31 protein-coding genes are annotated in these 26347 nt (G+C 66.0%); 22 read left to right on the top strand and 9 right to left on the bottom strand.

The features are described from left to right. The first annotated feature begins 115 nt into the window (after positions 1-115). From J7I79_RS15000 to J7I79_RS15025, 6 genes are all read left to right on the top strand, one after another. On the top strand, positions 116-559 hold the full coding sequence (locus J7I79_RS15000) for a hypothetical protein (RefSeq protein WP_214954449.1): 444 nt from the start codon (positions 116-118) through the stop codon (positions 557-559). 88 nt (positions 560-647) lie between these two features. Beyond that, positions 648-1109, top strand: coding sequence for an Asp23/Gls24 family envelope stress response protein (locus J7I79_RS15005; protein ID WP_214954451.1), 462 nt, complete (start codon positions 648-650; stop codon positions 1107-1109). Next, entirely contained in the window at positions 1106-1297 is a 192-nt protein-coding gene (locus J7I79_RS15010; protein ID WP_104173701.1) for a hypothetical protein, read from the top strand. The genes J7I79_RS15005 and J7I79_RS15010 overlap by 4 nt, the downstream gene beginning before the upstream one ends. Next, on the top strand, positions 1294-1677 hold the full coding sequence (locus J7I79_RS15015; RefSeq protein WP_104173700.1) for a hypothetical protein: 384 nt from the start codon (positions 1294-1296) through the stop codon (positions 1675-1677). Before J7I79_RS15010 ends, J7I79_RS15015 begins: the two co-directional genes overlap by 4 nt. Further along, positions 1674-2339 carry a DUF6286 domain-containing protein gene (locus tag J7I79_RS15020; protein ID WP_214954453.1) on the top strand — a complete coding sequence of 222 codons (666 nt, stop codon included), beginning with the start codon at positions 1674-1676 and terminating at the stop codon, positions 2337-2339. Before J7I79_RS15015 ends, J7I79_RS15020 begins: the two co-directional genes overlap by 4 nt. Beyond that, complete coding sequence (locus J7I79_RS15025) at positions 2336-2947, top strand: hypothetical protein (RefSeq protein ID WP_214954455.1); 612 nt, start codon at positions 2336-2338, stop codon at positions 2945-2947. Before J7I79_RS15020 ends, J7I79_RS15025 begins: the two co-directional genes overlap by 4 nt. A 124-nt stretch (positions 2948-3071) precedes the next feature. Here J7I79_RS15025 and J7I79_RS15030 read toward each other — a convergent pair whose 3' ends face one another. After that, entirely contained in the window at positions 3072-4964 is a 1893-nt protein-coding gene (locus J7I79_RS15030; protein WP_396020202.1) for an alpha-amylase family glycosyl hydrolase, read from the bottom strand. Positions 4965-5074: 110 nt separating this feature from the next. Between J7I79_RS15030 and J7I79_RS15035 the strand changes: the two genes are divergently transcribed. The 5 genes from J7I79_RS15035 (at position 5075) to J7I79_RS15055 (ending at position 9753) form a co-directional block, all read left to right on the top strand. Beyond that, positions 5075-6364, top strand: a complete 1290-nt coding sequence (locus tag J7I79_RS15035; RefSeq protein ID WP_214954459.1) for an ABC transporter substrate-binding protein — start codon at positions 5075-5077, stop codon at positions 6362-6364. A gap of 6 nt (positions 6365-6370) precedes the next feature. After that, a complete protein-coding gene (locus J7I79_RS15040) occupies positions 6371-7408 on the top strand; it encodes a carbohydrate ABC transporter permease (RefSeq protein ID WP_214954461.1) in 1038 nt (345 codons plus the stop codon). Beyond that, positions 7405-8301 carry a carbohydrate ABC transporter permease gene (locus J7I79_RS15045; RefSeq protein WP_214954463.1) on the top strand — a complete coding sequence of 299 codons (897 nt, stop codon included), beginning with the start codon at positions 7405-7407 and terminating at the stop codon, positions 8299-8301. The genes J7I79_RS15040 and J7I79_RS15045 overlap by 4 nt, the downstream gene beginning before the upstream one ends. An 8-nt stretch (positions 8302-8309) precedes the next feature. Further along, on the top strand, positions 8310-8576 hold the full coding sequence (locus J7I79_RS15050; RefSeq protein WP_214954465.1) for a hypothetical protein: 267 nt from the start codon (positions 8310-8312) through the stop codon (positions 8574-8576). 100 nt (positions 8577-8676) lie between these two features. After that, positions 8677-9753 carry a LacI family DNA-binding transcriptional regulator gene (locus tag J7I79_RS15055; RefSeq protein ID WP_214954467.1) on the top strand — a complete coding sequence of 359 codons (1077 nt, stop codon included), beginning with the start codon at positions 8677-8679 and terminating at the stop codon, positions 9751-9753. Here J7I79_RS15055 and J7I79_RS15060 read toward each other — a convergent pair. Next, positions 9750-10703 (bottom strand): hypothetical protein, encoded by a 954-nt coding sequence (locus tag J7I79_RS15060; protein ID WP_214954469.1) that lies wholly within the window; start codon positions 10701-10703, stop codon positions 9750-9752. The two genes, J7I79_RS15055 and J7I79_RS15060, sit on opposite strands and share 4 nt — an antisense overlap. 10 nt (positions 10704-10713) lie before the next feature. After that, positions 10714-11520: an exodeoxyribonuclease III gene (locus J7I79_RS15065; protein ID WP_214954471.1), complete on the bottom strand. Its 807-nt coding sequence runs from the start codon at positions 11518-11520 to the stop codon at positions 10714-10716. Between the two features lie 285 nt (positions 11521-11805). Here J7I79_RS15065 and J7I79_RS15070 point away from each other — a divergent pair, with 285 nt between their 5' ends. The 4 genes from J7I79_RS15070 to J7I79_RS15085 are packed head-to-tail and all read left to right on the top strand — an operon-like array spanning position 11806 to position 16154. Continuing rightward, positions 11806-13305, top strand: a complete 1500-nt coding sequence (locus J7I79_RS15070; RefSeq protein WP_214954473.1) for a CoA-acylating methylmalonate-semialdehyde dehydrogenase — start codon at positions 11806-11808, stop codon at positions 13303-13305. After that, a complete protein-coding gene (locus J7I79_RS15075) occupies positions 13305-14405 on the top strand; it encodes an enoyl-CoA hydratase/isomerase family protein (RefSeq protein WP_214954475.1) in 1101 nt (366 codons plus the stop codon). Before J7I79_RS15070 ends, J7I79_RS15075 begins: the two co-directional genes overlap by 1 nt. Beyond that, positions 14398-15330, top strand: coding sequence for a 3-hydroxyisobutyrate dehydrogenase (mmsB, locus tag J7I79_RS15080; RefSeq protein ID WP_214954477.1), 933 nt, complete (start codon positions 14398-14400; stop codon positions 15328-15330). Before J7I79_RS15075 ends, mmsB begins: the two co-directional genes overlap by 8 nt. 44 nt (positions 15331-15374) lie before the next feature. Further along, a complete protein-coding gene (locus tag J7I79_RS15085) occupies positions 15375-16154 on the top strand; it encodes an enoyl-CoA hydratase (RefSeq protein WP_214954478.1) in 780 nt (259 codons plus the stop codon). A 43-nt stretch (positions 16155-16197) separates the two neighbouring features. Here the strand turns inward: J7I79_RS15085 and J7I79_RS15090 are convergent, their stop codons facing one another. After that, the gene (locus tag J7I79_RS15090) at positions 16198-16830 is read right to left on the bottom strand and encodes a cyclopropane-fatty-acyl-phospholipid synthase family protein (RefSeq protein ID WP_214954480.1); all 633 of its coding nucleotides are present in this window, start codon (positions 16828-16830) and stop codon (positions 16198-16200) included. A gap of 63 nt (positions 16831-16893) precedes the next feature. Next, positions 16894-17859: an NAD(P)/FAD-dependent oxidoreductase gene (locus J7I79_RS15095; protein ID WP_214954482.1), complete on the bottom strand. Its 966-nt coding sequence runs from the start codon at positions 17857-17859 to the stop codon at positions 16894-16896. A gap of 78 nt (positions 17860-17937) precedes the next feature. On the opposite strand from J7I79_RS15095, the gene J7I79_RS15100 reads away from it, so the two are divergent. After that, complete coding sequence (locus J7I79_RS15100; RefSeq protein WP_214954484.1) at positions 17938-18516, top strand: helix-turn-helix domain-containing protein; 579 nt, start codon at positions 17938-17940, stop codon at positions 18514-18516. Positions 18517-18522: 6 nt separating this feature from the next. Here J7I79_RS15100 and J7I79_RS15105 read toward each other — a convergent pair whose 3' ends face one another. From J7I79_RS15105 to J7I79_RS15115, 3 genes are all read right to left on the bottom strand, one after another. Further along, entirely contained in the window at positions 18523-18951 is a 429-nt protein-coding gene (locus J7I79_RS15105) for a DUF1761 domain-containing protein (protein WP_104175770.1), read from the bottom strand. A gap of 81 nt (positions 18952-19032) precedes the next feature. After that, positions 19033-19539 carry a MarR family winged helix-turn-helix transcriptional regulator gene (locus J7I79_RS15110; RefSeq protein WP_214954486.1) on the bottom strand — a complete coding sequence of 169 codons (507 nt, stop codon included), beginning with the start codon at positions 19537-19539 and terminating at the stop codon, positions 19033-19035. A 30-nt stretch (positions 19540-19569) separates the two neighbouring features. After that, positions 19570-21330 carry an AMP-binding protein gene (locus tag J7I79_RS15115; protein ID WP_214954488.1) on the bottom strand — a complete coding sequence of 587 codons (1761 nt, stop codon included), beginning with the start codon at positions 21328-21330 and terminating at the stop codon, positions 19570-19572. Positions 21331-21551: 221 nt separating this feature from the next. Here J7I79_RS15115 and J7I79_RS15120 point away from each other — a divergent pair, with 221 nt between their 5' ends. The 3 genes from J7I79_RS15120 (at position 21552) to J7I79_RS15130 (ending at position 23825) form a co-directional block, all read left to right on the top strand. Beyond that, the gene (locus tag J7I79_RS15120; RefSeq protein ID WP_251042857.1) at positions 21552-22685 is read left to right on the top strand and encodes an acyl-CoA dehydrogenase family protein; all 1134 of its coding nucleotides are present in this window, start codon (positions 21552-21554) and stop codon (positions 22683-22685) included. Positions 22686-22770: 85 nt separating this feature from the next. Next, positions 22771-22929: a hypothetical protein gene (locus tag J7I79_RS15125; RefSeq protein WP_181038982.1), complete on the top strand. Its 159-nt coding sequence runs from the start codon at positions 22771-22773 to the stop codon at positions 22927-22929. Positions 22930-22937: 8 nt separating this feature from the next. After that, complete coding sequence (locus J7I79_RS15130; protein ID WP_214954490.1) at positions 22938-23825, top strand: hypothetical protein; 888 nt, start codon at positions 22938-22940, stop codon at positions 23823-23825. A 33-nt stretch (positions 23826-23858) separates the two neighbouring features. Here J7I79_RS15130 and J7I79_RS15135 read toward each other — a convergent pair whose 3' ends face one another. Then, complete coding sequence (locus tag J7I79_RS15135; protein ID WP_214954492.1) at positions 23859-24425, bottom strand: dihydrofolate reductase family protein; 567 nt, start codon at positions 24423-24425, stop codon at positions 23859-23861. Positions 24426-24806: 381 nt separating this feature from the next. Between J7I79_RS15135 and J7I79_RS15140 the strand changes: the two genes are divergently transcribed. From J7I79_RS15140 to J7I79_RS15150, 3 genes are all read left to right on the top strand, one after another. Then, complete coding sequence (locus J7I79_RS15140) at positions 24807-25208, top strand: cytochrome c oxidase subunit 4 (RefSeq protein ID WP_214954494.1); 402 nt, start codon at positions 24807-24809, stop codon at positions 25206-25208. A gap of 131 nt (positions 25209-25339) precedes the next feature. Beyond that, positions 25340-25519: a PLDc N-terminal domain-containing protein gene (locus J7I79_RS24970; protein ID WP_396020205.1), complete on the top strand. Its 180-nt coding sequence runs from the start codon at positions 25340-25342 to the stop codon at positions 25517-25519. Between the two features lie 84 nt (positions 25520-25603). Next, positions 25604-26326 (top strand): TetR/AcrR family transcriptional regulator, encoded by a 723-nt coding sequence (locus J7I79_RS15150; protein WP_214954498.1) that lies wholly within the window; start codon positions 25604-25606, stop codon positions 26324-26326. Positions 26327-26347: the final 21 nt, after the last annotated feature.

Genomic DNA, 26347 nt, shown 5'->3' on the forward strand with positions numbered 1-26347 from the left:
CCGCGTGGAATCCCGCACGTCATCCGGGCTAGACTCGCACGCCGGGGACAGAACGCCAATGCCGCCAGCTGCCGGAACGGAGCGGGCGGCGCAATCTCAACCAGAAAAGTGACTCTTGAAAAACCTTGCACGCCCTCTGACCGCAGCCGCCCTCTTTGCCGCACTGGCACTCACCGCATGCTCCGCGCCCGAAGCCGGCAGCGCGCCGTCGTCGTCCGCTCCCGCAACCGCCACGGCAGCGGCGACACCCAGCAAGAGTTCCGGGCCGTACGGGGACTTCCCTTCCGCAGCGGAGGCGTGCACCACCATCTCCCAGCAGGCCACCGGCGCCTCGCTGTTCCCGCTCTCGGCCGCCCAGGGCAAAACGGCGGAACTGGAGCAGCTCAAGGCTGAGCTCAGCGAAACCGCCGAACGGGTTCCGGACGAGCTCAAAGCCGATTTTGCCAACCTTAACGATGTTGCCGTCGCCGGGCTGAGCGACCAGACGGTGTATTCGAGCGGAAAGTTCGACGCCGCCATGACCCCGGTTACGGCCTGGCTCGCCGCCAAATGCAAGTAGCGGATTTCGGCTGAGCAATTTCCACTGGCGTTCAGCCGCTTCCCGCGGTCAAGGGATAGGGTGGTGTTCAAGAGAAGGGGAGTGCCTGATGGAATACCAGAATCCACATCCCGCGCCGGGGGCCCACGCTGAACCAGGCAGTGCCCTGACGGCCGGCACCGGACGTACCGTCATTTCCGAAACGGCAGTTGCCAAGGTAGCCGGCATCGCCGCCCGCGCCGTGCCGGGTGTCTATTCGCTTGGCACCGGACCGTCCCGTGCCCTCGGAGCCATCCGGGACGCCGTGGGCAGCTCGGACCACGCAGCCGGAGTCCACGCGGAAGTCGGCGAGACGCAGGTGGCAGTGGACATCAACCTCGTTGCCGTCTACGGGACGCCGCTGCACTCCCTCGCGGACCAGGTCCGCGCCGCCGTCTATACCGCAGTGGAAGAGCTCGTGGGCCTGCAGGTCATCGAGGTCAACGTGGAGATCAACGACGTCTACGTAGCAGGTCCGGCAAAGCCCGGCCTGCCCGTGGAAGCCCGGACTGAAAGGGAGGCCATCCAGTGAACCTGACCGTGGTGGGAATTGCAGTGGGCGCCTTCGTGGCCTTTATGTCGTTCCAGTTCGGCGTCTGGGGCTTCCTGGTTTCGCTGCTGTTCATGGGGATCGGTGCCCTTCTTGGCCGGGCCGCGGAAGGGAAACTTGACCTGCGCAGCGTGTTCGATGCCATTACTGGCCGGCGCTCGTCCTCATGAGCAGCGCGGCCGGAACCGTGGCCGGTGGCTCCGTGATGGCCGGACACAACCGCATCAGTACGCAGGCGCTCACCAGCCTTGCCAGGGCCGCTGCCGCTGAGGCCCTGGGGGTCCCGGCGCACGACGTCCGTGCTGACTGGTCCGACGACGACGGCCTGCTGGCCTTGTCGCTTGTCCTGCCCATCAGGATCCCGCCACTAACAACGGTCCTGCGCGATCCCGGCCGCGTCGCCGGGTTCGGCGGATCCATCTGGGAGCGCGCCGTTGCGGCCAAAGCCGTGATCCTGCACCGCGTTGCGGAACTTAGCGGGGCGCAGTTGAGCCGGGTCGACATCCGGATCAGCGGCGCCGCCATCAGCGAAGGGGGAAGGGTCCAGTGAACGACCCGACGGACGTCCGCCCAAAGGGCAGCCACACCGCGGGTCACGGCGCGGATACCGCCTCCGCTGGCCCTGCAGCAGATTCCCGCGGTGCCGGGATGCGGCGGTTCCTGGACCGCGAAATGCGCTCTTCCCGGGCCGGAGTGTCCGGCATCGCCGCGGTCCTGGTGGTGCTCCTGTGCGGTTACGGTCTCCTCGAAGCCGCGGTGCGTGCCATCGGGCAGCCTCCGTGGCTCATCGATCCGGAGACTGCGGCGGAGCGCATCATCGCCCTCCCGCAGGGCATACCACCCCTGCTGCTCGGCGTCATCGGAGCCGTCACGGCCATGGTGGGGCTGTTCTTCTTCCTCAATGCGGTGCTGCCCGGGCGGCGGGCCAGGCACCTGCTCTCCGATCCCCGCGCCGGAGTGGTGGTTGACGACGAAGTGATCGCCTCCGCGCTGGCCCGCCGGGCCCGGCTGGCCGCGAACGTCACCCCGGAACAGGTGATGGTGGTGGTTTCGCAGCGGCAGGTAACCGTCAGCGTGCGTCCCACGTCCGGGGTGCCGGTCAGCGAAAACGCCGTGCTGGCGTCGGTGCTGGACGAACTGCGGGAGATGGCTCCCGCTCCCATGCCCGAAGTACGCGTCAGTGTGGCCACGTCCGGGGTGATCGGGGCATGAACAACACCCCCAGAGTACTTAACCGGATCCTGATCGGAATCCTAGGCCTGAAACTGCTGGTCATCGGACTGCTCCTGGTCACGCTGGCCACTGTGCCGGCCGCGGGTCCGTGGTGGCAGCACTGGTCCGCCGGCGTGTGGAGCGGAATGAGCCAGCTCTTCCAGCACACCGGAGTTCCGGGCCGTGAGGAAAGCTGGCTGTGGGCCGTGCTCGCACTGCTGCTGGTCGGGGTCATTGCCGCGATGGTGGCGTGGGTGGCTCAGCAGGGCAAAGGCCGCTCCGGCCTGATTGTCGCCGAGGACGACGCCGGCGATTTCCCCGGCAACGTGCGGATCGGCGGCGGCGTGGCCGAGCAGGCGCTGCGGGCGGCATTGGCCGAACGGCAGGACCTCGCCGGCGCCACGGTAGCTACCTACGAGATCCGCGGCGAGCCCGCGTTGAAGATCCGGCTGCAGCCGCGCCACGGTGTGGCCCCGCACCTCCTTGCCGCGGATGTTTCCGCCCTCGTGGAGGCGCTGGACGCCGTCGTCGGCAAACGCACGCCAGTGCTGATCCACATAAGTGCGGGGGCCCGTTCACGGTTCAGCCGGGCCGAACGCGCCCGCTGACAGGCCGGCCCGGCCGCAGGGCCCAAGCCCGGCAGTGCCTAAGCGCGAAGAGCCCGAACGCAGCAGGGGCTCCCGTCCGTCCGGAAGGGAGCCCCTGCTGCGTAGTGCGCCTGAGCCGTGGGCTTTAGCCGGCGAGGAGGTACGCGGCGGAGTTCGGTGCCAGCTTCCGTGCGCCGGCCAGGTCCGTCTTCGCTTCGGCGTCGCCACCCGTCACAGCCTCCGGCGTGCTGGCCAAGGCGATCCGGTATCCGTCCGGCAGCGGGGCTGCGGCAATGCCCATGTTGGCGATCACCAGGACGTCCCCGTTGCGGAAGGCGAGGACCCCGTCGGCAGGCTCGTGCGAATCTGCCCAGACGAAGCTCCCTGCGCCCAGCCGGTGTTCGCGGCGGAGGGCCAGTGCGGCACGGTACAGCTCCAGGGTGGAACCGGCGACGCCGTCCTGACGGTCCGCGGCCAATACACCGAACGACTCGGGCTGGGGGAGCCAGGGGGCGGCCGGGGCGTTGGCTGCTCCGGCTCCTGTTCCGGCTGCCGACGCGAACCCGTAGCCCGGTTCCCCGGACTTCCACGGAAGCGGGACACGGCAGCCGTCGCGGCCGCGTTCCACGCCGTTGGTCCGGAAGAACGTGGGGTCCTGGCGGGCTTCGGCCGGGACGGCGGTGTGCTCGGGTAGGCCCAGTTCCTCGCCCTGGTAGAGGTAAGCCGAACCCGGGAGGGCCAGCGAAACCATGGAGGCGGCCCTGGCACGTGCCAGACCCAGTCCGGCGTCGGGCTGCTCATCCTCGGCGGCAATGCCCTTCGGGAACGTGGTGGGGTCCTTGAGCCCGAAGCGTGTGCTGTGCCGGACGGTGTCGTGGTTGCTGAGCACCCACGTGGTGGTGGCACCCACGGTGGCGGCAGCGCGCAGTGAAGCCTCAATGGCCACGGCAGTCCGTGCGGCATCCCAGCCGGCCAGCAGGAAGTCGAAGTTGAATGCCTGCTGCATTTCATCCGGCCGGACATACCGGGCCAGCCGCTCGGCCGGCTCCACCCAGGCCTCGGCCACCAGCATGCGGTCGCCGTCGTATTCGGCCAGCACCCGGTTCCAGTCACGGTAGATGTCGTGGACGCCGTCCTGGTCAAAGAACGGCGACGGCGGATAAAGCGGCGAGACCGGCTGGTGCCCGGCACCTTCGCCGTCACCGGTCATTGCAGCCGCGTGGGCGCGGTGCGGTTCGTCCGCTTCGGTATGGCCGCCGTGGGCATCGCCGGGCAGTTCGGTGGCCCCTTCCACCATGGCCGCGGAGCCTTCCCAATCTGGCAGTCCCGCTTCCTTGACCATGCCGTGGGCCACGTCCACGCGGAACCCGTCCACGCCGCGGTCCAGCCAGAACCGCAGCACCGAGCGCATTTCCTCCTTGACCTCGGCGTTTTCCCAGTTCAAGTCCGGCTGCTTGGTGTCGAAAAGGTGCAGGTACCATTCGCCGGGCGCGCCGTCGGCCTCCGTCACTCGGGACCAGGCCGGGCCGCCGAAGATGGACTTCCAGTTGTTTGGTGCCAGGTCGCCGTCGCCGGAACCGGGAACTGAATCCTTGCCGGGCCGGAACATGTACCGGTCCCGTTCACTGGACCCCGGGGCCGCTGCAAGGGCCTCCTGGAACCAGGTGTGTTCGTCCGAAGTGTGGTTGGGGACCAGGTCAACGATCACCTTGAGCCCCAGGCCGTGAGCTTTCTGCAACATTTCGTCGAAGTCCGCCAGGGTGCCGAACAGCGGGTCCACTTCGCGGTAGTCGGCGACGTCGTAGCCGGCATCGGCCTGCGGTGACTTGTAGAAGGGGGACAGCCAGACGGCATCAACCCCGAGCTTGTGCAAATGGTCCAAATGCGCCGTCACGCCGGGGAGATCGCCCATCCCGTCCCCGTTCGCGTCGGCGAAGGACCGGGGGTAGACCTGGTAAACAACGGCGCTGGCCCACCAGGCCTTGATCGAGGAGCCGGCAGTGGGGACTGGGCTGTATGCCACAGATATCCTTTCCATAAACTTCGGTGTAAACGCTTGCATTTCTCACCGCAACGTTACTAGTGTGATGGGCACCACTTCAACCGCACCCCCGATCTTGCTCGACACTCAGCGAGGAGTCTCTCTTTATGAAATCCCCTAAGTTCCTTTTGCCGGCCGCTGCCGCCGGCGTACTGGCGTTAACCCTCTCCGCCTGCGGTGGCGGAGGCGGCACCACCACCGGCGGCGGAGGCGGCGGCGACGCCGAACAGGGCCTCGACGGCCGCGGCCCCATCACGTACGTCCAGGGCAAGGACAACAGCAACGTTGTCCGTCCCCTGATCGAAAAGTGGAATGCCGACCACCCGAACGAGAAGGTCACCTTCAAGGAACAGACCGACCAGGCCGACCAGCAGCACGATGACCTGGTCCAGCACTTCCAGGCGAAGGACGCCGGTTACGACGTCGTCGATGTCGACGTGGTCTGGACGGCCGAGTTCGCGGCCAAGGGCTGGCTCCAGCCGCTCAAGGACAAGATGGCGCTGGACACGTCCGCCATGCTCAAGCCGACGGTGGACAGCGGAACCTACAAGGGGACCCTGTATGCGGCCCCGCAGACCTCAGACGGTGGCATCCTTTACTACCGCAAGGACCTGGTTCCCACCGCGCCCACGACGTGGGACGAGATGATGGGCATGTGCTCCATCGCCAAGGCAAACAACATTGGCTGCTACGCGGGCCAGTTCAGCAAGTACGAAGGCCTGACGGTCAATGCTTCCGAGGCCATCAACTCCTCGGGCGGCTCCGTACTGGACAAGGACGGCAAGCCCAGCCTGAACACGGCCGATGCCAAGGCAGGGCTGGAAAACCTCGCGAAGGCATACGCTGACGGCAACATCCCGAAGGAAGCCATCACGTACAAGGAAGAAGAGAGCCGGCAGGCATTCCAGGACGGCAAGCTTCTGTTCCTGCGCAACTGGCCGTACGTCTACAACCTGGCTACCACTGAAGGTTCCTCCAAGGTCAAGGACGTCCTGGGCATGACAGCCCTTCCGGGCAAGGATGGCCCGGGTGCCTCCTCGCTCGGCGGCCACAACCTCGCCGTGAGTGTCTACTCGAAGAACAAGGCCACGGCCCTGGACTTCCTGAAGTTCATGACCTCGGAAGAGACTGAGAAGTTCTACGCCACCCAGGGCTCGCTCGCCCCGGTTCTGGGCTCGTTGTACGAGGACAAGGAGCTCGTGGCCAAGCTGCCGTACCTTCCGGTCCTGAAGACCTCCATCGAGAATGCCGTGCCGCGTCCGGTCTCGCCGTTCTACCCGGCGGTTACCAAGGCCATCCAGGAAAACGCCTACTCTGCCATCAAGGGGGAGAAAACCGTGGAATCTGCTTTGTCAGATATGCAAAAGTCCATCGAGTCCGCTAGTGCGGGACAGTAGCCACTTATGGCAACCGAATTGGGCCCGACGCCGGTAAAATCACCGGCGTCGGGCGGTACCCCGGTCCATCACGGCCCAAAGGGCGTCGGTGAGGACAACAAGATCCTGAGCCAGGGCAAGTGGGCTTCCTGGCTTCTTGCCCCCACCATCATCGCCTTGGCCATTGTGATCGTTTATCCGATCATCAGCGCCATGGTCATGTCCTTCCAGAAGGACGCCGGGCTGGATCCGGTCACCGGACTGTTCACCGCCGGCGGCCCGGCCGGCGTCCAGAACTACGTGAACTGGCTTGCCCAGCAATGCGCGGCACCCGGTGGCGGAACGGTGGCATGCCCGCCCGGAACCCTCGGTGGCCAGTTCTGGTCAGCGACGGCAACAACGTTCTTCTTCACCGTGGTCACGGTGACGTTGGAGACCGTGCTCGGTTTCTGGATGGCCCTCATCATGGCCAGGACGTTCCGCGGCCGCAGTCTGGTCCGCGCAGCCGTCCTGGTTCCGTGGGCCATTCCCACCGCCGTGACTGCCAAGCTGTGGCTGTTCATCTTCGCTTTCGAAGGCATCGCCAACAAGCTGTTCAACACCACCATCCTGTGGACAGGCAGTGAGTGGCCAGCCAAGTGGGCCGTGATCATCGCCGACGTCTGGAAGACCACGCCGTTCATGGCGCTGCTCATCCTGGCCGGGCTGCAGATGATCCCGGCCGAGGTCTATGAAGCTGCAAAGGTTGACGGCGCCACCACCTGGCAGCGGTTCCGGATGATCACCCTGCCGCTGGTAAAGCCGGCGCTGATGGTGGCTGTCCTCTTCCGCACCCTGGATGCACTGCGTATGTTCGACCTCCCGTACATTCTGACGGGCGGCGCCAACAACACCACCACACTGTCCATCCTGGTGATCAACCAGATCAGACAAGGGTTCAACGCAGCGGCAGCATTGTCCACGATCACGTTCATCATCATCTTCCTCGTCGCGTTCATCTTTGTACGGTTCCTCGGGGCGAATGTCGTGGAGCAAAGCGGAGCCACCGGTAAGGGGAAGAAATGAGCACCGCGTCAGCCGCTACTGCCCTGAGGGCAGAACAGGACAAGGGCCGCAAAGCCTCCCAGAACCGGGAGAAATGGGCGCAGGGGCGTACCTACATCAGTGCCGTCGTCGTCCTGATCTGGTGCCTGGCACCGGCTTATTGGATGGTGGTGACAGCGTTCCGCGATGTGGGCTTCACCTATGACACATCGATACTGCCGACGCATGTCACGCTGGATAACTTCAACACGGCCTTCGACACGTCCTTCGGCAACAGGTTCGGGCAGGCACTGCTCAACAGCATCTTCATCGGCGTCGTCGTCACGGTTGTGTCGCTGCTGATCGGTGTTTTCGCCGCGTATGCACTGGCCCGCCTGAACTTCCGGTTCAAGTACTTGGTGCTGGGCTTCATCCTGGGCGCGTCCATGTTCCCGGGCGTCGCCCTCATCACGCCGCTGTTCCAGCTGTTCACCAACATCGGCTGGATGGGCACCTACCAGGCGCTGATTATCCCGAACATTTCCTTCGTGCTGCCGCTGACCGTGTACACCATGACCTCCTTCTTCCGCGAAATGCCGTGGGAGCTGGAAGAATCGGCACGCGTGGACGGCTGTACCCAGGGGCAGGCGTTCCGCAAGGTGATCATGCCTTTGGCGGCGCCGGCCATCTTCACCACCGCCATCCTGGCGTTCATCTCCTCCTGGAATGAATTCCTGATCGCCAGCCAGCTGTCCAGTGACGCGACCCAGCCGGTGACGGTGGCTATCGCCAGCTTCGCCGGTGCCCAGCCGAACCAGATCCCGTACACGGCCATCATGGCCGCCGGAACCATCGTCACCATTCCCTTGGTGATCCTTGTGCTCGTCTTCCAACGCAAGATTGTTGCCGGCCTCACCGCCGGCGCCGTCAAGTGAGCCGTCAAGTGACAGGTTCGGCTGAAGGCAAAGAGAACCACGGATTCGTCCGGAGCGAGCACAAACGGGCCCGCTCCGGGGAAGACTTTGACATCATCATCGGATTCCTCGGGTTCTGGGCCGCCGTGCTGCTGGTGGTCACCGTCTGGATGGAGGTGACCGCCCAGCCGGCACTCGGCTGGGCGCTGGGCCTGCTGGCCACGCTGCTGGCGCTCTACGGGATGGTCCGGCTTCGCCGCGGGCTGCCCGCCAGGACCGCTACGCGTAAGAAATAGGAGCTGATCAAGAGCTCAACGGCTGAGCGGAATAGACTGGTTTGTTGCCGCAGAACACCAGATAGCAAGACTCTGCGGACAGCTGACAAGGGGAAATACCGTGGCACGCACATCTGACAGGGCTCAACGGGGCGGCCATTCCGGCGTCAGCATTGAGGATGTTGCCGCAGCCGCGGGGGTTTCCACCGCCACCGTCTCGCGCGCAGTCCGCGGACTGCCCAGGGTTTCACCGGCCACCCGGGAAAAAATTCTCGAGGTGGCCGGTGCCTTGGGCTACGTGGCATCCTCGTCCGCCTCGGGGCTGGCCACCGGGCGGACCAAGACCATCGGCGTGCTGGCGCCGTTCGTGAGCCGCTGGTTCTTCTCGAAGGCCATCGAGGGCGCGGACCGGGAATTGCACGCCCGCCAGTACAACCTCTCGCTGTTCAATCTGGGCGGGCACGGCAGCAACCGTGAGCGGCTCTTCAGCAAGACCATGGTCTACAAGCAGATCGATGCCCTCCTGGTGCTTTGTATGGCGCTGACCCACGACGAAATCGAGCACCTGCAAAAAATCGACATTCCCCTGGTGGTGGTCGGCGGCCACGTGGAAGAGTGCCCCTACATAGGCATCGACGACTATGCCGCGGCGTCCACAGCCGTTCGGCACCTGATCAGCCTTGGCCACAAGGACATCGCCCTCCTGCACGGCGACGACGAAACCGACCTCAACTTCGACGTTCCCCGCGTCCGCATCAAGGCCTTCCAGGACGTTATGGCGGGATCCGGGCTGACGGCACGTCCGGAATGGGATGAATGGGGCGACTTCACGGTCCGCAGCGGGCAGGATGCCTTCACCAGGATGTGGGCCCGGCCCGGCCCGAAACCCACCGCTATCTTCTGCGCATCGGACGAGATGGCCATGGGCGTGATCTTCGAAGCCTACAAAGTGGGCGTCCGCGTGCCCGAAGACCTGTCCGTCATCGGGATCGACGACCACGATTTCTCGGACGCCATGGGACTGACCACGGTGCGGCAGCGGCCTGACGAACAGGCTGAACTGGGCACCAAGATGCTGCTGGATGAGCTGGACGGTGCCATCGGTTCGGTCCACTCGACGGTGGCACCGCACCAACTAATCGTCAGGCGAACGACGGCGCCGCCCCCTTCCCGCGGACAACGCCAGCTAAAAGCTTAGGACGCGCGGGCGAGCTGCCTGATGGGAATCCAGCGCGAGGCTAGCCGGCGGTAGGCCGCAGCGGCCCCGGTCATGTCCCCCTCCGCCAGGCATTCGATGCCCAGACGCACATCCATGGGTGAATCGTCCGGATACACCTTGTCCGCAACGGCGCCGTAGTCCAGTTCCACCACGGAGCCGGGGTGGAAGAGTTCCAGCCACTCGGTGAGCTGGGTCATGTCGTCCAGCATGTCCAGGTCGGGGGCGGCCAGGGCCAGGTTGGCCACGGCATAGCGGACCCGTTCCAGGGCTTCCCCGATCCGTGCCCAGACCCGGACCGTGACGATCCGTCCGCCCGATTCCACCACGTCCTGGTGGTCGGATTCCTGGAAGAGCGAGAACCAGCTGAACGGGATGCCCCACGTGGAGGCACGGGTGTGGACGCGGGTGGAGCCCTCGCGGGCCTTCACCAGGTCAATGCGTTCCTGGTGTTTGTCCCGCTGTTCCTCCGGAATCAGGAGCTCGGCCAAGGGCCCGTGGATGCCCTCCATGAGGGCGTTGGCAGCAAGCCCCGCCCGCAGCACCAGCTGGCTGGGGCAGTACAGCAGTGCCGGCCCGATACCGGCGGCAGCAGAGGCATCGGAACCCGGCCCGCCGGCGTCGGACGTTCCGGCAGTGTCCGGCGCGCCGGAAGACGTGTGCCTGCGCGGCTGTTCCGGCTCCGGGGGAGCCGGTACGATCCGCACCAGATCGGTCCGACCGGTGGGGAAGGGATCTCCGCCGGGTCGCGTGATCCGGCCGAGGGACGCCTGAAGTTCAGCGTTTTCCACGGCAGCACGGGACGCCGTCCGGGCGCCTGCCTTCTGCAGCGCGGCGCGCTGCTCCTCGGGGAACGCGGAGAGCGGCTCGTAGATCCGCAGCGCGGACGAGAAGGGCAGGCCCGCCTGGCCCCGGTAGATGTTGCCCGTCATCGCGGACCCATCAGTCGGCCAGCTCCACGATGACCGGCGCGTGGTCGGACGCGCCCTTGCCTTTGCGCTCCTCGCGGTCGATGGACGCCCCGGTCACCCGGGAGGCCAGCGCGGGGGAGGCGAGGACGAAGTCGATCCGCATGCCTTCCTTCTTCGGGAACCGGAGCTGGGTGTAGTCCCAGTAGGTGTAGACGCCGGGACCGGGGGTGTGCGGGCGGACCACGTCGGTGAATCCGGCCCCTTCCAAGGCGTGGAACGCGGCGCGCTCGGGTTCGCTGACGTGGGTCATTGCGTTGGCGCGGAAGAAGTCGATGTCCCAGACGTCGTCGTCCTGCGGGGCGATGTTCCAGTCACCCATCAGGGCAATCTGTGCTTCGGGGTTTTCGGTGACCCAGGTCTGGGCGTGGGTCTTCAGCATGTCCAGCCAACTGAGCTTGTAGGGCATGTGTTCGTCGTCGAGGGACCGGCCGTTGGGGACATAGAGGCTCCACACCCGGACGCCGCCGCACGTGGCGCCGATGGCACGGGCCTCCTGGACGGGGTCCTTGCCGTTCTTGCCGAACACCGGCTGGTCCAGGAATGACCGTTCCACGTCGTCGAGCCCCACGCGGGAGGCGATTGCCACGCCGTTCCACTGGTTCACGCCAAAGTGGGCCACCTCGTAGCCCATGCGCTCAAAAAGCTCCCAAGGAAAGTTGTCGTCCTTGCACTTGGTTTCCTGGATGGCCAGGACGTCGCAGTCACTGCGCTGCAGCCAGGCCTCCACGCGGTCGGCACGGGCACGGAGGGAGTTCACATTCCAGGTAGCAATCTTCACAGTTCCTAACTTACCGAACTTGGGCGCCCGGCATAGCGGACTGGCGCTCCGGCGGGGCCGGCTTTGCGCCCGGCATCGCGGCCGAAACGGGGCACTTCGGCGCGGACACGCCGGCAAATAAGGCCTGATCCAGCAGAATCCACGTCAAAGTGCCCCACGACGGCGGCGCACGACGGCGGCGCCCGGCCGGCGCGGGCGCCCTCGCACGCTCTGGAATTTAGTAGGAAGTCCGAGTATATTCAGCAGCAAGGATGATGTAGGTCACATGCAAAGGAGCATTCCGCCATGGTTCGCGAGCTTTCCCATTATGTAGACGGACAGCGGGTAGAAGGCACCTCCGGGCGCTTCAGCGACGTCTACGATCCGTGCACTGGCGAGGTCCAGGCCAGGCTGCCGCTGGCCAGCGCTGAAGAGGTCCGCAATGTCATCGCCAGCGCGGAGAAGGCCCAACTGGCGTGGGGCGCCATGAATCCCCAGCGCCGCGGCCGGATCCTGCTCAAGTTCGTGGACCTGGTGAACGAGCACCTGGACGAACTCGCTGCACTGCTGTCCTCCGAGCACGGCAAGACCCTGCCGGACGCGAAAGGCGACATCCAGCGCGGCATCGAGGTGGTGGAATTCTCCGCCGGCGCCCCGCACCTGCTCAAGGGCGAGTTCTCCGACGACGCCGGGTCCGGCATCGACGTCCACTCCATGCGCCAGCCCCTGGGCGTGGTGGCCGGCATTACCCCGTTCAACTTCCCCGCGATGATTCCGCTCTGGAAGTCCGGCCCTGCCCTGGCCGCGGGCAACGCGTTCATCCTGAAGCCCTCGGAACGGGACCCGTCCGTGCCCCTGCGGCTGGCCGAGCTCTTCACCGAAGCAGGCGTGCCGGACGGCGTGTTCAACGTGGTCAACGGGGACAAGGAAGCGGTGGACGCCCTGCTCGAGGATGAGCGTGTCAAGGCCATCGGCTTTGTGGGCTCCACCCCGATAGCCCAGTACATCTACGCCACCGCGGCCGCGCACGGCAAGCGCGCCCAGTGCTTCGGCGGGGCCAAGAACCACATGGTGATCATGCCGGACGCGGACCTGGACATGGCCGTGGATGCGCTGATGGGTGCGGGCTACGGATCCGCGGGCGAACGCTGCATGGCCATCTCGGTGGCGGTACCCGTGGGCAAGGACACTGCCGATGCCCTGGTTTCTAAGCTGGAAGAACGCGTGAAGCATCTCAGGGTGGGCCACAGCCTCGATAAGGATTCGGACTTCGGGCCGGTGGTGGCGGCGTCCGCCAAGGAGCGGATCGAGGGCTACATCCAGTCCGGCGTTGACGAGGGCGCAACCCTCGTGGCGGACGGCCGCGGCCTCACCGTTGACGGCTATGACGGCGGGTTCTGGGTGGGGCCCACGCTCTTCGACAACGTCACCAAGGGCATGAAGATCTATAAAGAGGAGATCTTCGGCCCGGTGCTCAGCGTGCTGCGCGCCGCCGACTATGACGAGGCCCTCCGGCTCTGCAGCGAGCATGAGTTCGGCAACGGCGTGGCCATCTTCACGCGCGACGGCGACGCCGCCCGTGACTTCGCCAGCCGCGTGCAGGTGGGTATGGTGGGCATCAACGTGCCCATCCCGGTGCCGATCGCCTACTACACGTTCGGCGGCTGGAAGGCCTCCGGCTTCGGAGACCTCAACCAGCACGGCGCCGATGCGTTCCGTTTCTACACCAAGACCAAGACCGTGACCAGCCGCTGGCCCTCCGGCATCCGCCAGGGCGCCAGCTACGTGATGCCGGAAGGCAGCTGATGAGCGCAGGAACTACCGCAGATACGAACAGAGCAAGCCCCACTGACGAAGTCCTGTTTGAGCGGCGCGGCCACCTCGGCGTCATCACGCTGAACCGGCCCAAGGCCGTGAACGCCCTCACCGCCGGCATGGCCGCCGCCATGCTGGAGCGGCTCGCAGCCTGGGCGGACGACGCCGGCGTGGCCACCGTCCTGGTGCACGGTTCCGGTGAACGTGGGCTGTGCGCCGGCGGCGACATCGTGGCCATCTACGAGGACATGCTGACGGGCGGTGATTCAACGGCGGACTTCTGGCGCACCGAATACCAGCTGAATGCGCTGATCGCCGGGTACCCGAAGCCGTACGTGGCCTTTATGGACGGCCTGGTGCTGGGCGGCGGTGTGGGGATCTCGGCTCACGGTTCCGTGCGTGTGGTCACCGAACGCACCCGCACCGGCATGCCGGAGACCACCATTGGATTCGTGCCCGACGTCGGCGGCACCCTGCTGCTGTCCCGCTCGCCGGGGGAGGCGGGCACCCATGCGGCCCTGACCGGCGCCCACCTGAGCGGAGCGGACGCACTGTTCCTGGGCATGGCCGACCACTTCGTGGCCTCGGCGAACCTACCCGCCCTGGCGGCAGCACTGGAAAGCGAAACGGCGGAGGCCGCCGTCGGACGCTTCACCGAAGAGCCGCCGGCTTCGGCGCTGGCCGGGCAGCGGCACTGGGTCGACGCCTGCTATGCAGGTGACGACGTCGAGGAGATCCTCTGCCGGTTGCGCGCCTTTGACGGAGGCTCGTCCGGGGAGGCCGCGGGCGCGGCCGACATGATCGAGGCGAAGTCGCCCACCGCGGTGAAGGTGGCGCTGGAATCGCTCCGCCGCGCCAAGGGCCTGACGCTGGAGGAAGCCCTGGAGCAGGAGTACCGCGTGGGCCTGCGGTTCCTGGCCGGACCGGACTTCCGCGAGGGCATCCGGGCGCAGGTGGTGGACAAGGACCGCAACCCCCAGTGGAAGCCGGCCACGCTGCACGAGGTCTCCGCCGCCGACGTCGGGAGGTTCTTCGCGCCGCTAGGGGAGCGGGAGCTCAATCTGCAGTCAAAGGAGGCCGACAATGTCTGAAGCAACAGGGGCCGGGAAAATGGCGCACGTTGCGTTCCTGGGGTTGGGGCACATGGGCGGCCCGATGGCCGTCAACCTGGTCAAGGCCGGGTACACGGTGGCGGGTTTCGACGTTGTGCCCGCGGCGCTGGACGCGGCCCGGGAGCACGGGATTCCCACCGTGGCAACACCCGCCGAAGCCGTTGCCGGTGCGGACGTGGTGCTCACCATGTTCCCCAGCGGCCAGCACGTCCTCGATGCCTACCGGGGAACGGACGGCCGGCCGGGGCTGCTGGACGTTGCCGGGCCGGACACCATGTTCCTGGACTGCTCCACTATCAACGTTGACGAGGCCCGGGAGGCTTCCGCGCTAGCCGTTGCCGCCGGCCACAGGGCAGTGGACGCCCCCGTCTCCGGTGGCGTGGTGGGGGCCGAAGTCGGAACCCTGACCTTTATGGTGGGCGCCCTGCCCGAGGACTTTGACGCCGTGCGGCCCCTGCTGGAAGTGATGGGCAAGCGCGTGGTCCACTGCGGCGCCCACGGCGCGGGCCAGGCCGCCAAGGTCTGCAACAACCTGATCCTGGGCGTCTCGATGATCGCGGTGAGTGAGGCCTTCGTGCTCGGCGAGAAGCTGGGGCTGACGCACCAGGCCCTGTTCGACGTCGCGTCCGCGGCGTCCGGGCAGTGCTGGGCGCTCACCACCAACTGCCCGGTCCCCGGGCCCGTGCCCACCAGTCCGGCCAACCGGGATTACCAGCCAGGTTTTGCCGGGGCTCTGATGGCGAAGGACCTCAAGCTGGCCCTGAACGCGCTGCAGAGCACCGGAGTGGCCGCCCGGATGGGGCCGCTGGCATCGGAGATCTACGATACGTTTGCGGCGGAGGGCGGCGCGGGCCGTGACTTCTCCGGCATCATCACGGACATCCGGGACAAGTCGGCGCATTAGGCGCGGCAGCAGTATTCGAAGCAGCACCACGTGAGGAGTCAGGCATGACGGAACAGTACGGGAACATTCTGGTGGAGCGGCGCGGACGCGTGGGGCTGGTGACGCTGAACCGGCCCGAAGCGCTGAATGCGCTGAACAAAGCCACCATGGATGAACTCGTGGCTGCCGTCACGGCCATGGACGCGGACCCTGAAGTGGGCGCCGTGGTGGTCACGGGGTCCGGCAAGGCGTTTGCTGCCGGCGCGGACATCAAGGAGATGGCCGCCCAGGGCTACATGGATATGTACGCCGCGGACTGGTTCCGGGGCTGGGAGGACTTCACCAGGCTCCGCATCCCCGTGGTGGCGGCCGTCTCGGGCTTCGCCCTGGGTGGCGGCTGCGAGCTGGCGATGATGTGCGATTTCATTATCGCCGGGGACAACGCGAAGTTCGGGCAGCCGGAAATCAACCTGGGCGTAGTGCCGGGCATGGGCGGTTCGCAGCGCCTCACCCGCGCCGTGGGCAAGTCCAAGGCCATGGACCTGATCCTCACCGGGCGCTTTATGGATGCCGACGAAGCGGAACGCGCCGGCCTGGTGTCCAGGGTGGTCCCCGCCGCTGATGTCGTGGAAGAGGCCCTGAAAGCCGCCGAGGTGATTGCCTCCAAGTCCAAGCCGGTGGCGATGGTGGCCAAGGAAGCGGTCAACGCGGCGTTTGAAACCGGGCTGGCACAGGGCGTGCTTTTCGAACGGCGGATCTTCCACTCGCTGTTCGCCACCGAGGACCAGAAGGAAGGCATGGCTGCCTTCACGGAGAAGCGCCAGCCGGAATTCAAGCACCGCTAAGGCGTTCGGTTCCGAAAGAGTCTTGCCCTTCAGGGTTTGGGCCCTAAGGGCGCGGCGGCCGGCGGTGGGCGCGGAGCACTGAATCCGTGACGGAGACGGCATTGCCGTCCTCGTCCGGGGCGGCGCGCCGGCGTGCTTCGCAGACGTCGATTTCCCACTCGTCCGGATCCAGCCCGGCGGCGATTTCCTCCGGTGTGAAGAGCAGGCCGGGCTCGCTGGGGCGGCGGATTCCCGCTTCAAGGTCGGAGGGGTGGTGACCCACGATCAGGAGGGTTCCGCCGGGGGCAACTGAGGCCGCGAGCCGGTGGTGCAGCTCGGTTCGCTGGGCCAGGGGCAGGTGCATGAACTGGGCGGACACCAGGTCGAACGTACCGGCCGGCGGGGGCGATGCGGTGAGGTCGTGGTGGGCCCAGGTGATCCGCCCGGATGCCGCTGAATCCTGCGACGCCCTTTCGGCTGCCCGGGCCAACGCCACCGAGGAGATGTCCACGGCCGTCACCCGCCAACCCTGGCGTGCCAGCCAGATTGCGTCGGCGCCCTCGCCGCTGCCCACGTCCAGCGCCGATCCCGGGCGGAGCCCGGCAGCCTCGGCCAGCAGGTTCGGGTTCGGATTGTGGCTCCACACCGAACCGTGCTGGCGGTAGCGCTCATCCCAGAACGACTCGTCAAACTTCATCCCTGGTCTCCTCGCTGCCCGTGCTTCAGGCCCCGGGCAGCGTGCCGTCAGGGACGGCCCACGCTACGCCGTGACACTGCCACGATACGCCGTGACGGCTTCCTCCAGTTCCTCGGCCATCAGGTCGGCGTTGATGACGACGCCGGTCCAGGCTCCGGCCGCAGCTGAGGACAGCACCTGCGCGCGGAGGTCGGTGACGTTGCCGGCGGCCCATACCCCGGGCACGCCGGTGGCGCCGTCGGCGTCCGTTTCGAGGAATTCGCCCATCCCCATCGGGTGCTGGACGGCCGTGAGCCCAAGACCGGCGAAGGCTGCTGTCCGTGCCGCGAACCGCGGCGCGGCGGCCACGGCGTCCACAGGCACCAGGCCGCCGTCGGCCAGAACCACGCCGGTCAGCTTGTCGTGGTCTACCCGCAGGGAGCCAACGGGGCCGTGGACCACCGTGATGCCGCGGGCGGCGAGCTGGTGCAGCTCCAGGTCCGTGGGTTCCATGGCGTCATTGAGGAAGAGCGTGATGTTGGCGCTCCACTGCCGGAACAGCAGGGCCTGGTGGACCGCGAACGGGCCGGTGCCCAGGATTCCGAGGGACTGGTCCTGGACTTCCCATCCGTGGCAGTAGGGGCAGTGCAGCACGTCGTTGCCCCAGCGTTCCTGCAGCCCGGGGATGTCCGGAAGCTGGTCAACCAACCCCGTGGTGATGAGGAGCCTGCGGCCACGGACCACGGTGCCGTCCGCCAGTTCCACCGCGAAGGCTCCCTTGGCACCCATGGCGCCAAGCACCTGCCCGCTGATGATCCGGACGCCGTAGGACTCCGCCTCCTCGCGTCCAATCCGGTACAGCTCCGCCGGGCTGATGCCGTCGCGTGACAGGAAGCCGTGCACTCCATTGGCGGGTGCATTCCGGGGCTCGCCGCCGTCGACCACCACTACCGACCGGCGTGCCCGGCCCAGTATCTGGGCCGCATTCAGTCCCGCTGCGCCGCCGCCAACAATGACGACGTCCGCCGGTGTGTTTTTCTCTTCAGTCATTTTTCTTACCTCCGCATCCATCGTCGAAGGCTGTCCGGAAAGTGGCAAACATCTTTGCCAAAGTGGCAAACTGAAGGCATGGATGAACTTGACGGCGTGCTGGCGGCCGTGGGTCCGCGGCTTCGCGCGCTGCGGATCAGCCGCGACACCACCCTGACTGCCCTTTCGGCCGCCACGGGGATCTCCGTCAGCACGCTTTCACGGCTGGAGTCCGGCCGGCGCCGGCCGAACCTGGAACTGTTGCTGCCCCTGGCGAAAGCGCACCAGGTTCCGTTGGATGAACTGGTGGGTGCGCCCACCACCGGCGACCCCAGGGTTCACTTGCGGCCCATCGTCAACAAGAGGATGACCATCGTTCCGCTGACCCGGAGGCCCGGCGGGGTGCAGGCGTACAAACTCATCCTGAATGCCGGCGGTCCCGAGGAGCCCACGCCGCAGGTCCACGAGGGGTACGAGTGGATCTATGTGCTCAACGGCAGGCTGCGCCTGGTCCTCGGTGACACGGACATCGTGCTGCCCCCGGGTGAAGCGGCCGAGTTCGACACCCGGACCCCGCACTGGTTTGGCCGCGCGGACGAGCGGCCGGTGGAATTCATTAGCCTGTTCGGGCGCCAGGGCGAACGCATGCACGTCCGGGCCAAGCCCTCAGGCTCATAGGCGCAGCTAAGCTGCGCTGATGCCGAACAGCCCGATGATGAGGCCCATGACCACCAGGGTGACCAGTTCGTGCGCGCAATTCAGGAGGGTCAGACCTGCCGGGCGGCCTTCGAAGGCGTCATGCGTGATGAAGCGGGCGGCCGTGAACCCGGCCCAGAGGATGACGGCGGTGATCAGCGTGTTGGCCAGGAAATTGCCGCCGTAGAAATGCTGGGAGATGGCGGCCGATCCGGCGAGCACCAGGGCGCTCACAAAACTGACCACCAGCGTGATCAGGATGGGTTTGACCGCGTCTTTCGCTTCGCCGCTGGGGGAAACCTTCGCGACTTTCATCCAGTAATTGCCGAAGACTTTCGGGGTGTACCAGACCGAGCCCACCACCATGCTGGAAAGGGTGGCCAGCAGTACGGCCCAGATGTTGATTTCCGGAATCATTGCGCTCTCCTCAGGTCCAGCTTCAGGTCCGTTCCCTCGAAGTCTAGGGCTGCCCGCCGCCTTGTCTGCGGCAACACGGGGTCAGTCGGCGAAGTCTCCGGCGTTCCGGCGGAATTTCCCCAGGATCCCGATCAGCTGGTCCACGTCTTGGCTGGCGAAACCGGACTGGCCGAACACCTCGGTATTGAGTGCCGCCGTCGCACTTTTGGCCAGCGTGCGTCCCTCGGCGGTGAGCTCGATCAGGGTGGTGCGGCGGTCCGTCGGATGCGGGGAGCGGACCACCAGGCCTGCATCCTGGAGGCGGTCGACGGCGTTGGTCACCGAGGTGGGGTGGACCTGCAGGAGTGCACTCGCCTTGTTCATGGGCAGCGCGCCGCTGCGGGCGAAACTTAGCAGCGCCAGGAGTTCGTAGCGGGCGAAGGTCAGGCCGAAGGGCTTGAGGACGCCTTCGATCCGGGCCAGCAGGATCTGCTGGGTCCGCATGATGGCCGTGATGGCGGCCATCGGCGCGGCAACATCACCCCAGCCGTGCCGTTCCCAGTTGCGCTGGGCGTCGGCAATGGGATCGCGCGGGAGCGGGTTTCCCATGGCACCTCCTGACATATGGGTTGGTACAGCCTAGCTTTTCAAACCCGGGAAATCCGCCTCCGAGTACTCGGTCCCCAGGCCTTCCGGCAATGGTCCGCTGCCGTGCCGGAGCTCTTCGCTGTGCCGGAGTTCCACGCGCCGGATCTTGCCCGAGATGGTCTTCGGCAGCTCCGCGAATTCCAGCCGCCGGATGCGGTTGAACGGGGCCAGATGGTCGCGGCAGTACTGCAGGATTTCTTCGGCGAGTTCGGGGCCGGCCTGATGCCCTGCGGCCAGGACGACAAACGCTTTCGGCACGGACAGCCTGAGCGGATCCGGGGACGGCACGACGGCGGCCTCGGCCACCGCCGGGTGCTCGATCAGGACACTTTCGAGCTCGAAGGGGGACAGCCGGTAGTCGGAGGATTTGAACACGTCGTCGCCGCGGCCAACGTAGGTGATGATGCCGCGTTCGTCCCTGCTGGCCATGTCTCCCGTGTGGTAATAGCCGCCCCGGAAGGCGTCCGCGGTCTTCTCGGCGTCGCCGTAGTACGCCTTCATCAGCCCCACGGGCCGGGGGTTCAGGCGAAGGCAGAGCTCGCCGTCGTCGGCCTCTTCCCCTGTCGCGGGGTCAACCAGCACCACGTCGTAGCCGGGGAGCGGCTTGCCCATAGCGCCGATCTTGATCGGCTGGCCGGGGGTGTTGGCGATCTGAACAGTTGATTCGGTCTGGCCGAAACCGTCCCTGATGGTCTGGCCCCAGGCGCGCTGCACCTGGTCGATCACCTCGGCGTTGAGCGGTTCCCCGGCGGACACCACTTTGGTGGGCGGGTTTTTGAGGACGGTGAGGTCGGCCTGGATCAGCATGCGCCACACGGTGGGCGGGGCGCAGAAACTGGTCACCCTTTCGCGGACCATCTGTTCCATGAGGGCCTTGGCATCGAACCGGCTGTAGTTGTAGATGAATACGCAGGCCTCGGCGATCCAGGGCGTGAACACGTTGGACCACGCGTGCTTGGCCCAGCCCGGAGACGCGACATTGAGGTGCACATCCCCGGGTTCCAGCCCGATCCAGAACATGGTGGAGAGATGGCCCACCGGGTATGAGGTGTGCGTGTGCTCCACCAACTTGGCCTTGGACGTGGTCCCGGACGTGAAGTAGAGGAGAAGGGTTTCGTCAGCCTTCGTCGGGGCGTCCGGCGTGAAACCGGCAGGGGCACCGGCTGCGTCCGTGTACTGGGCGGCGCCGTGTTGGACGGCATCGTATTCGCCGGCACCGGCTGCCGAAACTGCGGCAGGGCCGCTGTCGGCGATCTCAATCAGCTTGTAATTCCCCGGAACGTCGGCAAACTTGCCGATGTTGGAACTTCCGACGGCGGCCCAGCCCGCCTCGCCGCGCTCCACCCGGTCCGTCAGGTCCGCCGGGCCCATCAGGGTGGTGGTGGGAATCATCACGATGCCCAGCTTGATGCCGGCCAGCATCAGTTCCCACAGTTCCACCTGGTTGCCCAGCATGATGATCATGCGGTCGCCGCGGCGGACCCCTTGGCTCCGGAGCCAGTTGGCCACCTGGTTGGAGCGCTCGGCCAGTTCCGCGAAGGTTCGCCGCGTGGCGCTGCCGTCCTGTTCAACGATGACCAGGGCCGGCTTGGCGCCTTTGCCCGGGTCCTCAGCGATCCGGTCGAACCAGTCGAGGGCGAAATTGAACTCGTCAAAGCGGGGCCACTGGAATTCACTCCGTGCCTGGCCGTAGTTCTCGCGCAGGGCCAGCAGCCTGTCCCTCGCGGCCCGGAAGTCGTCGGTGACTGTCATGGGGGCCCTTTCGCCTAGTGATCCACATCACTGTGCAATATACTAGGACATCCAATGGTTTGGAAGGGCCGGCACGATGGCGTGGCCGGCGGACGACGAAGGGATACATGCCCGTGCAGACACAGGGACGTGCCAGCGGATCGCCCGAAACAGAGCCCGGGGCGCCGGCGGAAGCGATTGCCCCGGGACCGGAGCAGCCGCCGTTCCCGGATGCGGACCTGATGTACATCGTGGACCTGCTGCCTGCAGGGGAGCGATCGCGCTATCTGGAGGTGCGTGACTTCCTGCAGTCCCGCATCCGTGCCGCGTCCATCGAGTACTGGAACCGCGAGGAATTCCCCTTCGGGCTGCTCGCTGAAATGGGCAAGTACGGGTTGGGCGGCCTGCAGACGGACGGGACGTCGGCGCTTTTCAAGGGCCTGATGTACGTGGAAGTGGCCCGCGCCGATGTTTCCCTGTCCGCGCTGGTGGGCATCCACAATGAGCTGATCGTCGGGATGATCGACGAACTCGGATCGGAGGAGCAGAGGCAGCGGTGGCTTCCCGGGCTGACAGCCTTCACCCAGCTGGGGGCCTTCGCACTCACGGAGCCGGACCACGGATCGGATATTGCCGGCGGCCTGGAAACTACGGCCCGGCTGGAGCGTGGCGAATGGGTGATCAACGGGGCGAAACGCTGGATCGGCGCCGGTACCATCGCTGATTTCGCGCTGGTCTGGGCCCGCGATGAGGCGGACGGGCAGATCAAGGGCTTCATCGTGGAAACGGACCGTCCCGGCTACTCCGCCACGAAGATTTCCAACAAGATCGGCCTGCGGATCATGCAGAATGCGGACATCCGGCTGGATGACGTGCGGATCCCCGAATCCAATCTGCTGCCGGGCGCCACGGACTTTTCCAAAGCCAATGACCTCCTCCGCGACTCGCGTGCCTGGGTGGGCTGGCAAGGTGCCGGGATCCAGCTGGCCGCGTTCGACGTCGCCCGTTCCTATGCCCTGAAACGGAAGCAGTTCGGCAAGGAGCTGGCGAGGTTCCAGCTGATTCAGCAGCAGCTGGCCGAAATTTTGGGGAATGCCAGCGCCTCCCTGGCGCTCATGGCCCAGCTGGCCCGGATCCAGCAGGACGGCAAGCTGGAGATGGCGCAGGCCGCCATGGCCAAGTCCACCACCACCCGCCTGGCGCGTGCCTCTGTGGCCATGGGCAGGTCCCTGATGGGCGGCAACGGCATCAGCAGCGACTACGAGATGGGCAAGCTATTTGGCGACGCCGAAATTCTCTATACGTACGAGGGCAGCTACGAGATCAACTCGCTGATCGTGGCACGTGCCGTGACGGGGAAGTCGGCATTCGTCTGACGGTCTGCGGGGCTGAGTCCGGGCGGCAGGGAAGCCCCGGCTGCGGCCGGGGCCCGGCTTGAGCTTGGCTCAGTAGGGTTGCCGGATGGATATCACGTGGGTGTTTGTACTCATCCTTCTGGTCATGTTTTTCGGCACCATCAGCGTCATCGGCGCACTGAACCGGATCGCAACGGCCACCGAAGCCTCCGCCGCCCATCTCGAGGCCCTTGCAAGGGCGGCCGACGTCCGGGCGGGCTCTTAGGGTACTCAGTGGACCCGATAGCTGATGCGGAACGGGGTGCCTGGCTTCGCCCATTGCTCGATCCGACTGCGCGGGACATGCATTTCGTTGTGCCCCATGGCTATCCCGCGTACGCCCGGGTGTTCCATCCGGCAACCCGGGACAGGCCTGCCGGGACGTTGTCCTGGCATTCGCAGGACCGGTCGTTGTTCGTCGAGATGGACAGCGAGCCGGCTCCGTGGTCAACCGTCGCTGCGACGTTCGGCAAAACCATGCACCCTTTGGCGCAGTTCCACCGCCTGGTGGGCCCGCCGTCCGGCCCCTACGGCGAAATCCTCGACGCTGACGGGTGGCGGTACTCCGAACCCCAGCAGGGAAACCTCGATGTGGACGTCCTGGCGGCGGCTACGGCCGTGCTGTGCCGCCACACGGCGACTCCGGACGTGGGGGTGGCGGCCGTCTGGGAGGGGTGGGGCGGCCTCACCAGTGCGGCGGGGTATGCGCAGTTGACCTTCGTTGCGCCGGACGACGAGCCCGGAACCACAGTGTGGAGCCAGACCGAAAGTCCGGGACCGGGGCTGCTGCCGGCGAGCGTGGTGGACGGTCCCCGTCTCGAACTGCCAGGCCGGGGCCATATCCTTTTTTCGGCCGGGCCGGGCGGGTTCACCGACCCTGCCTGGACCCTCACCGCGCCATGGCACCATGATCCGCGCTGGCCACAGTCTCCAAGCCTGCTCTGGCCTGAGGACAGGTCCTGGGTGCTGGTCACGGAGATCGATTTTGATTCGACAATTGTGGCCGGGAGCTCAGCCCTGATTGCGGAACTGGTGGGGGCGCCGGGGGTTGAGGCCCTACAGATCAGTGAGGGGGCGTGCCTCACCTGGGACGCTGACGGGCTGAACCTGCCCGGTACGTAGCGCACCGCCGGACTGAAGCGTCGCTGATTCTTGTTAGTCCCTGCCGCGCTCGTAGTGGAGCAGGACCACTCCGTTGCCGAAGGTCCGCGTCCCGGCCAGCTTGAGGTTCATCCTGACGTCCGGTGACTGGAACAGCGGATGCCCCTGGCCCAGCACCACAGGGTGGACGTAGAGCCGATATTCGTCGATGAGGTCGTGCCGCATGAAGGTTGCCGCCAGGTTGGCGCCGCCCAGTCCCAGGTCGCCGCCGGGCTGCGCCTTCAGTTCCGCGATTTCTTCGGGCACGACGTCGCGGATCACCTTGGTGTTCCATTTCGCCGTGGTGAGGGTCCGGGAAAAGACGAACTTGGGCATGTCACGCCAGATCCCGGCGAACTCGGCCATGGCCGCCGTGCTGTCCGGATCCTGGTCGGCCGTGGGCCAGAAATCGGCCATCAACTGGTGCGTGATCCGTCCGTCCATGAACCCGCCCATCGCCCTGCACTCATCGTTGAAGTGTTGGTGTAGTTCCTCGTCCACGAGGTGCCAGCTGATGTCGCGGTCCGGTCCTTCAAAAAATCCGTCTATGGACACAGACATCATCAGGATGATCTTCCGCATGGTGCTACCTCCGTGGCTGGGCGGGCATCGGGCGGGGCCGCCGTCGTATGTTTCAGTGAATCACTCAAGGATCCGTTGGAACAGGACGTGATCCTGCCACGAGCCGGCAATCTTCAGGTAGGCCGGCGCAAAACCTACGGTTCAGCCGGTACGCGGCACTCATCGGCCGGGAATCAGAGGCTTGAAGCATGCGCACTTGAACATTGCCGATGAGGGTTGTGGCGTCCGCGGTCATTATCTGACTCTATCCGCGGGTGGTTTGTATCCGTTTCAGAGTGGGGTCCTTTGTCCCTTACGCCGCATCCGCGCGAGGATCACAGTTGATTCACGGGGAACTGTGGGGGAGTAGCTCCCAAGTGATTCGCCGCAGAAGGAGAAGCCATGAAGATCGAATCCTGGATTTTCGGAGGCCTGGCCATGTTCTTCGTGCCCGTTGGGGTGGTCTACGGCTTTGTCACGGGCTGGACCGAGCCGGTGGGCTTCCTGGCGTTGTGGCTGGTGGGCGGCCTGGCCGGCCTGATCGGCGGCTACCTCGGCTACACCGGCAAACGGGTCGGGATGCGTCCCGAAGACCGTCAGGATGCGGAAATCCACGAAGGCGCAGGCGAGCAGGGCCAGTTCAGCCCGTGGAGCTGGTGGCCGATCGCCGTGGGCTTTTCCGCCGCCGGGGGGTTCCTGGGCCTGGCCATCGGATTCTGGATCCTCTACATCAGCGCCGGATTCGCCCTGGTTGCGCTGATCGGCTGGGTCTTCGAATACAGCAGGGGGGATCACGCCCACTAGCAGTACTGCCCACGCATGGCGTGTTAGCCTGCAACTCCAACATCCGGCTTGGGGGACGCGATGCATTTTCTTGAACTGATTCCTGCACTCGTTGGTGGTCTCGCTGCTGCGTTCTTTTTCGGCTCCGTCCTCTGGGGAATCTTCGACATCCTCGGGGACGAAAGGCTGGAAGCCCCGTCCGGATGTTCTGGCTGGTGGCCATTTTCGCAATGCCCTTCGTCGGCGTAGTTGCCTGGTTGGATGTGCGGCCGGGGTCGCCGGACGCGAAAGGCCGGCCATCCGGCGTCATACGCCTGCCTCCTAAGTTGTGAGAAGCACATCGGCCCACAACGACGTCCCGACAGGTGTACGTAGTACACTTATCTGGAGGAAACGGCAAAACGAAAGGCGGCCGCATGACTCAGCAAGTGGAGGATGCCACACGCCGGACCCCGCTGAACCGGGACCGCGTGCTGAGTGCCGCCGTCGTACTCGCCGATGAGGCGGGCATCGAATCACTCAGCATGAGACGGCTCGCGCAGGAGCTCGGCGTGGTGCCGATGGCGCTCTACAAGCACGTCGCCAACAAAGAGGAACTCCTCGACGGCATGGTGGACGTTATTGTCGGCGAGATCGATCCTCCTGTCGGCGGTGCCGACTGGAAGAATGCGGTCCGGCTGAGGATCCTCTCAGCGAGGAGGTCGCTGCTGCGGCATCCTTGGGCGCGCCAGGTGCTCGAATCCCGCACCAACAGGACGCCGGCGGTTCTGGGGTACATGGACTCGTTCATCGGGATGTTCCTGGCCGGGGGCTTCTCCGTGGATCTCGCCCACCACGTCATGCATGCACTCGGCAGCCGCATGTGGGGATTTACCCAGGAGCTGTTCGACGACTCAGCCAACGCGGCGCCGGACCCTGTAACGGCGGAAACCCATGCGGCCATGTTCCAGGAGATGGCAACGCGGTATCCGAACATTCTGGAAGTCGCCATGGCGGCAAAACACGACGACGGCTCGGTGGTCGGGCAGGGCTGCGACGATCAGTTTGAGTTCGAGTTCGCGCTGGACCTCCTCCTTGACGGGTTCGGGCGTTTCCACGATCAGGGCTGGACGTCGAAGCGGGCGAAGCTGGAGAAATAGCTCCGGGACGCCGGGCTCCCT

Source organism: Arthrobacter sp. ISL-69 (assembly GCF_018613775.1).
In the GTDB taxonomy this organism is placed as follows: Bacteria; Actinomycetota; Actinomycetes; order Actinomycetales; family Micrococcaceae; genus Arthrobacter.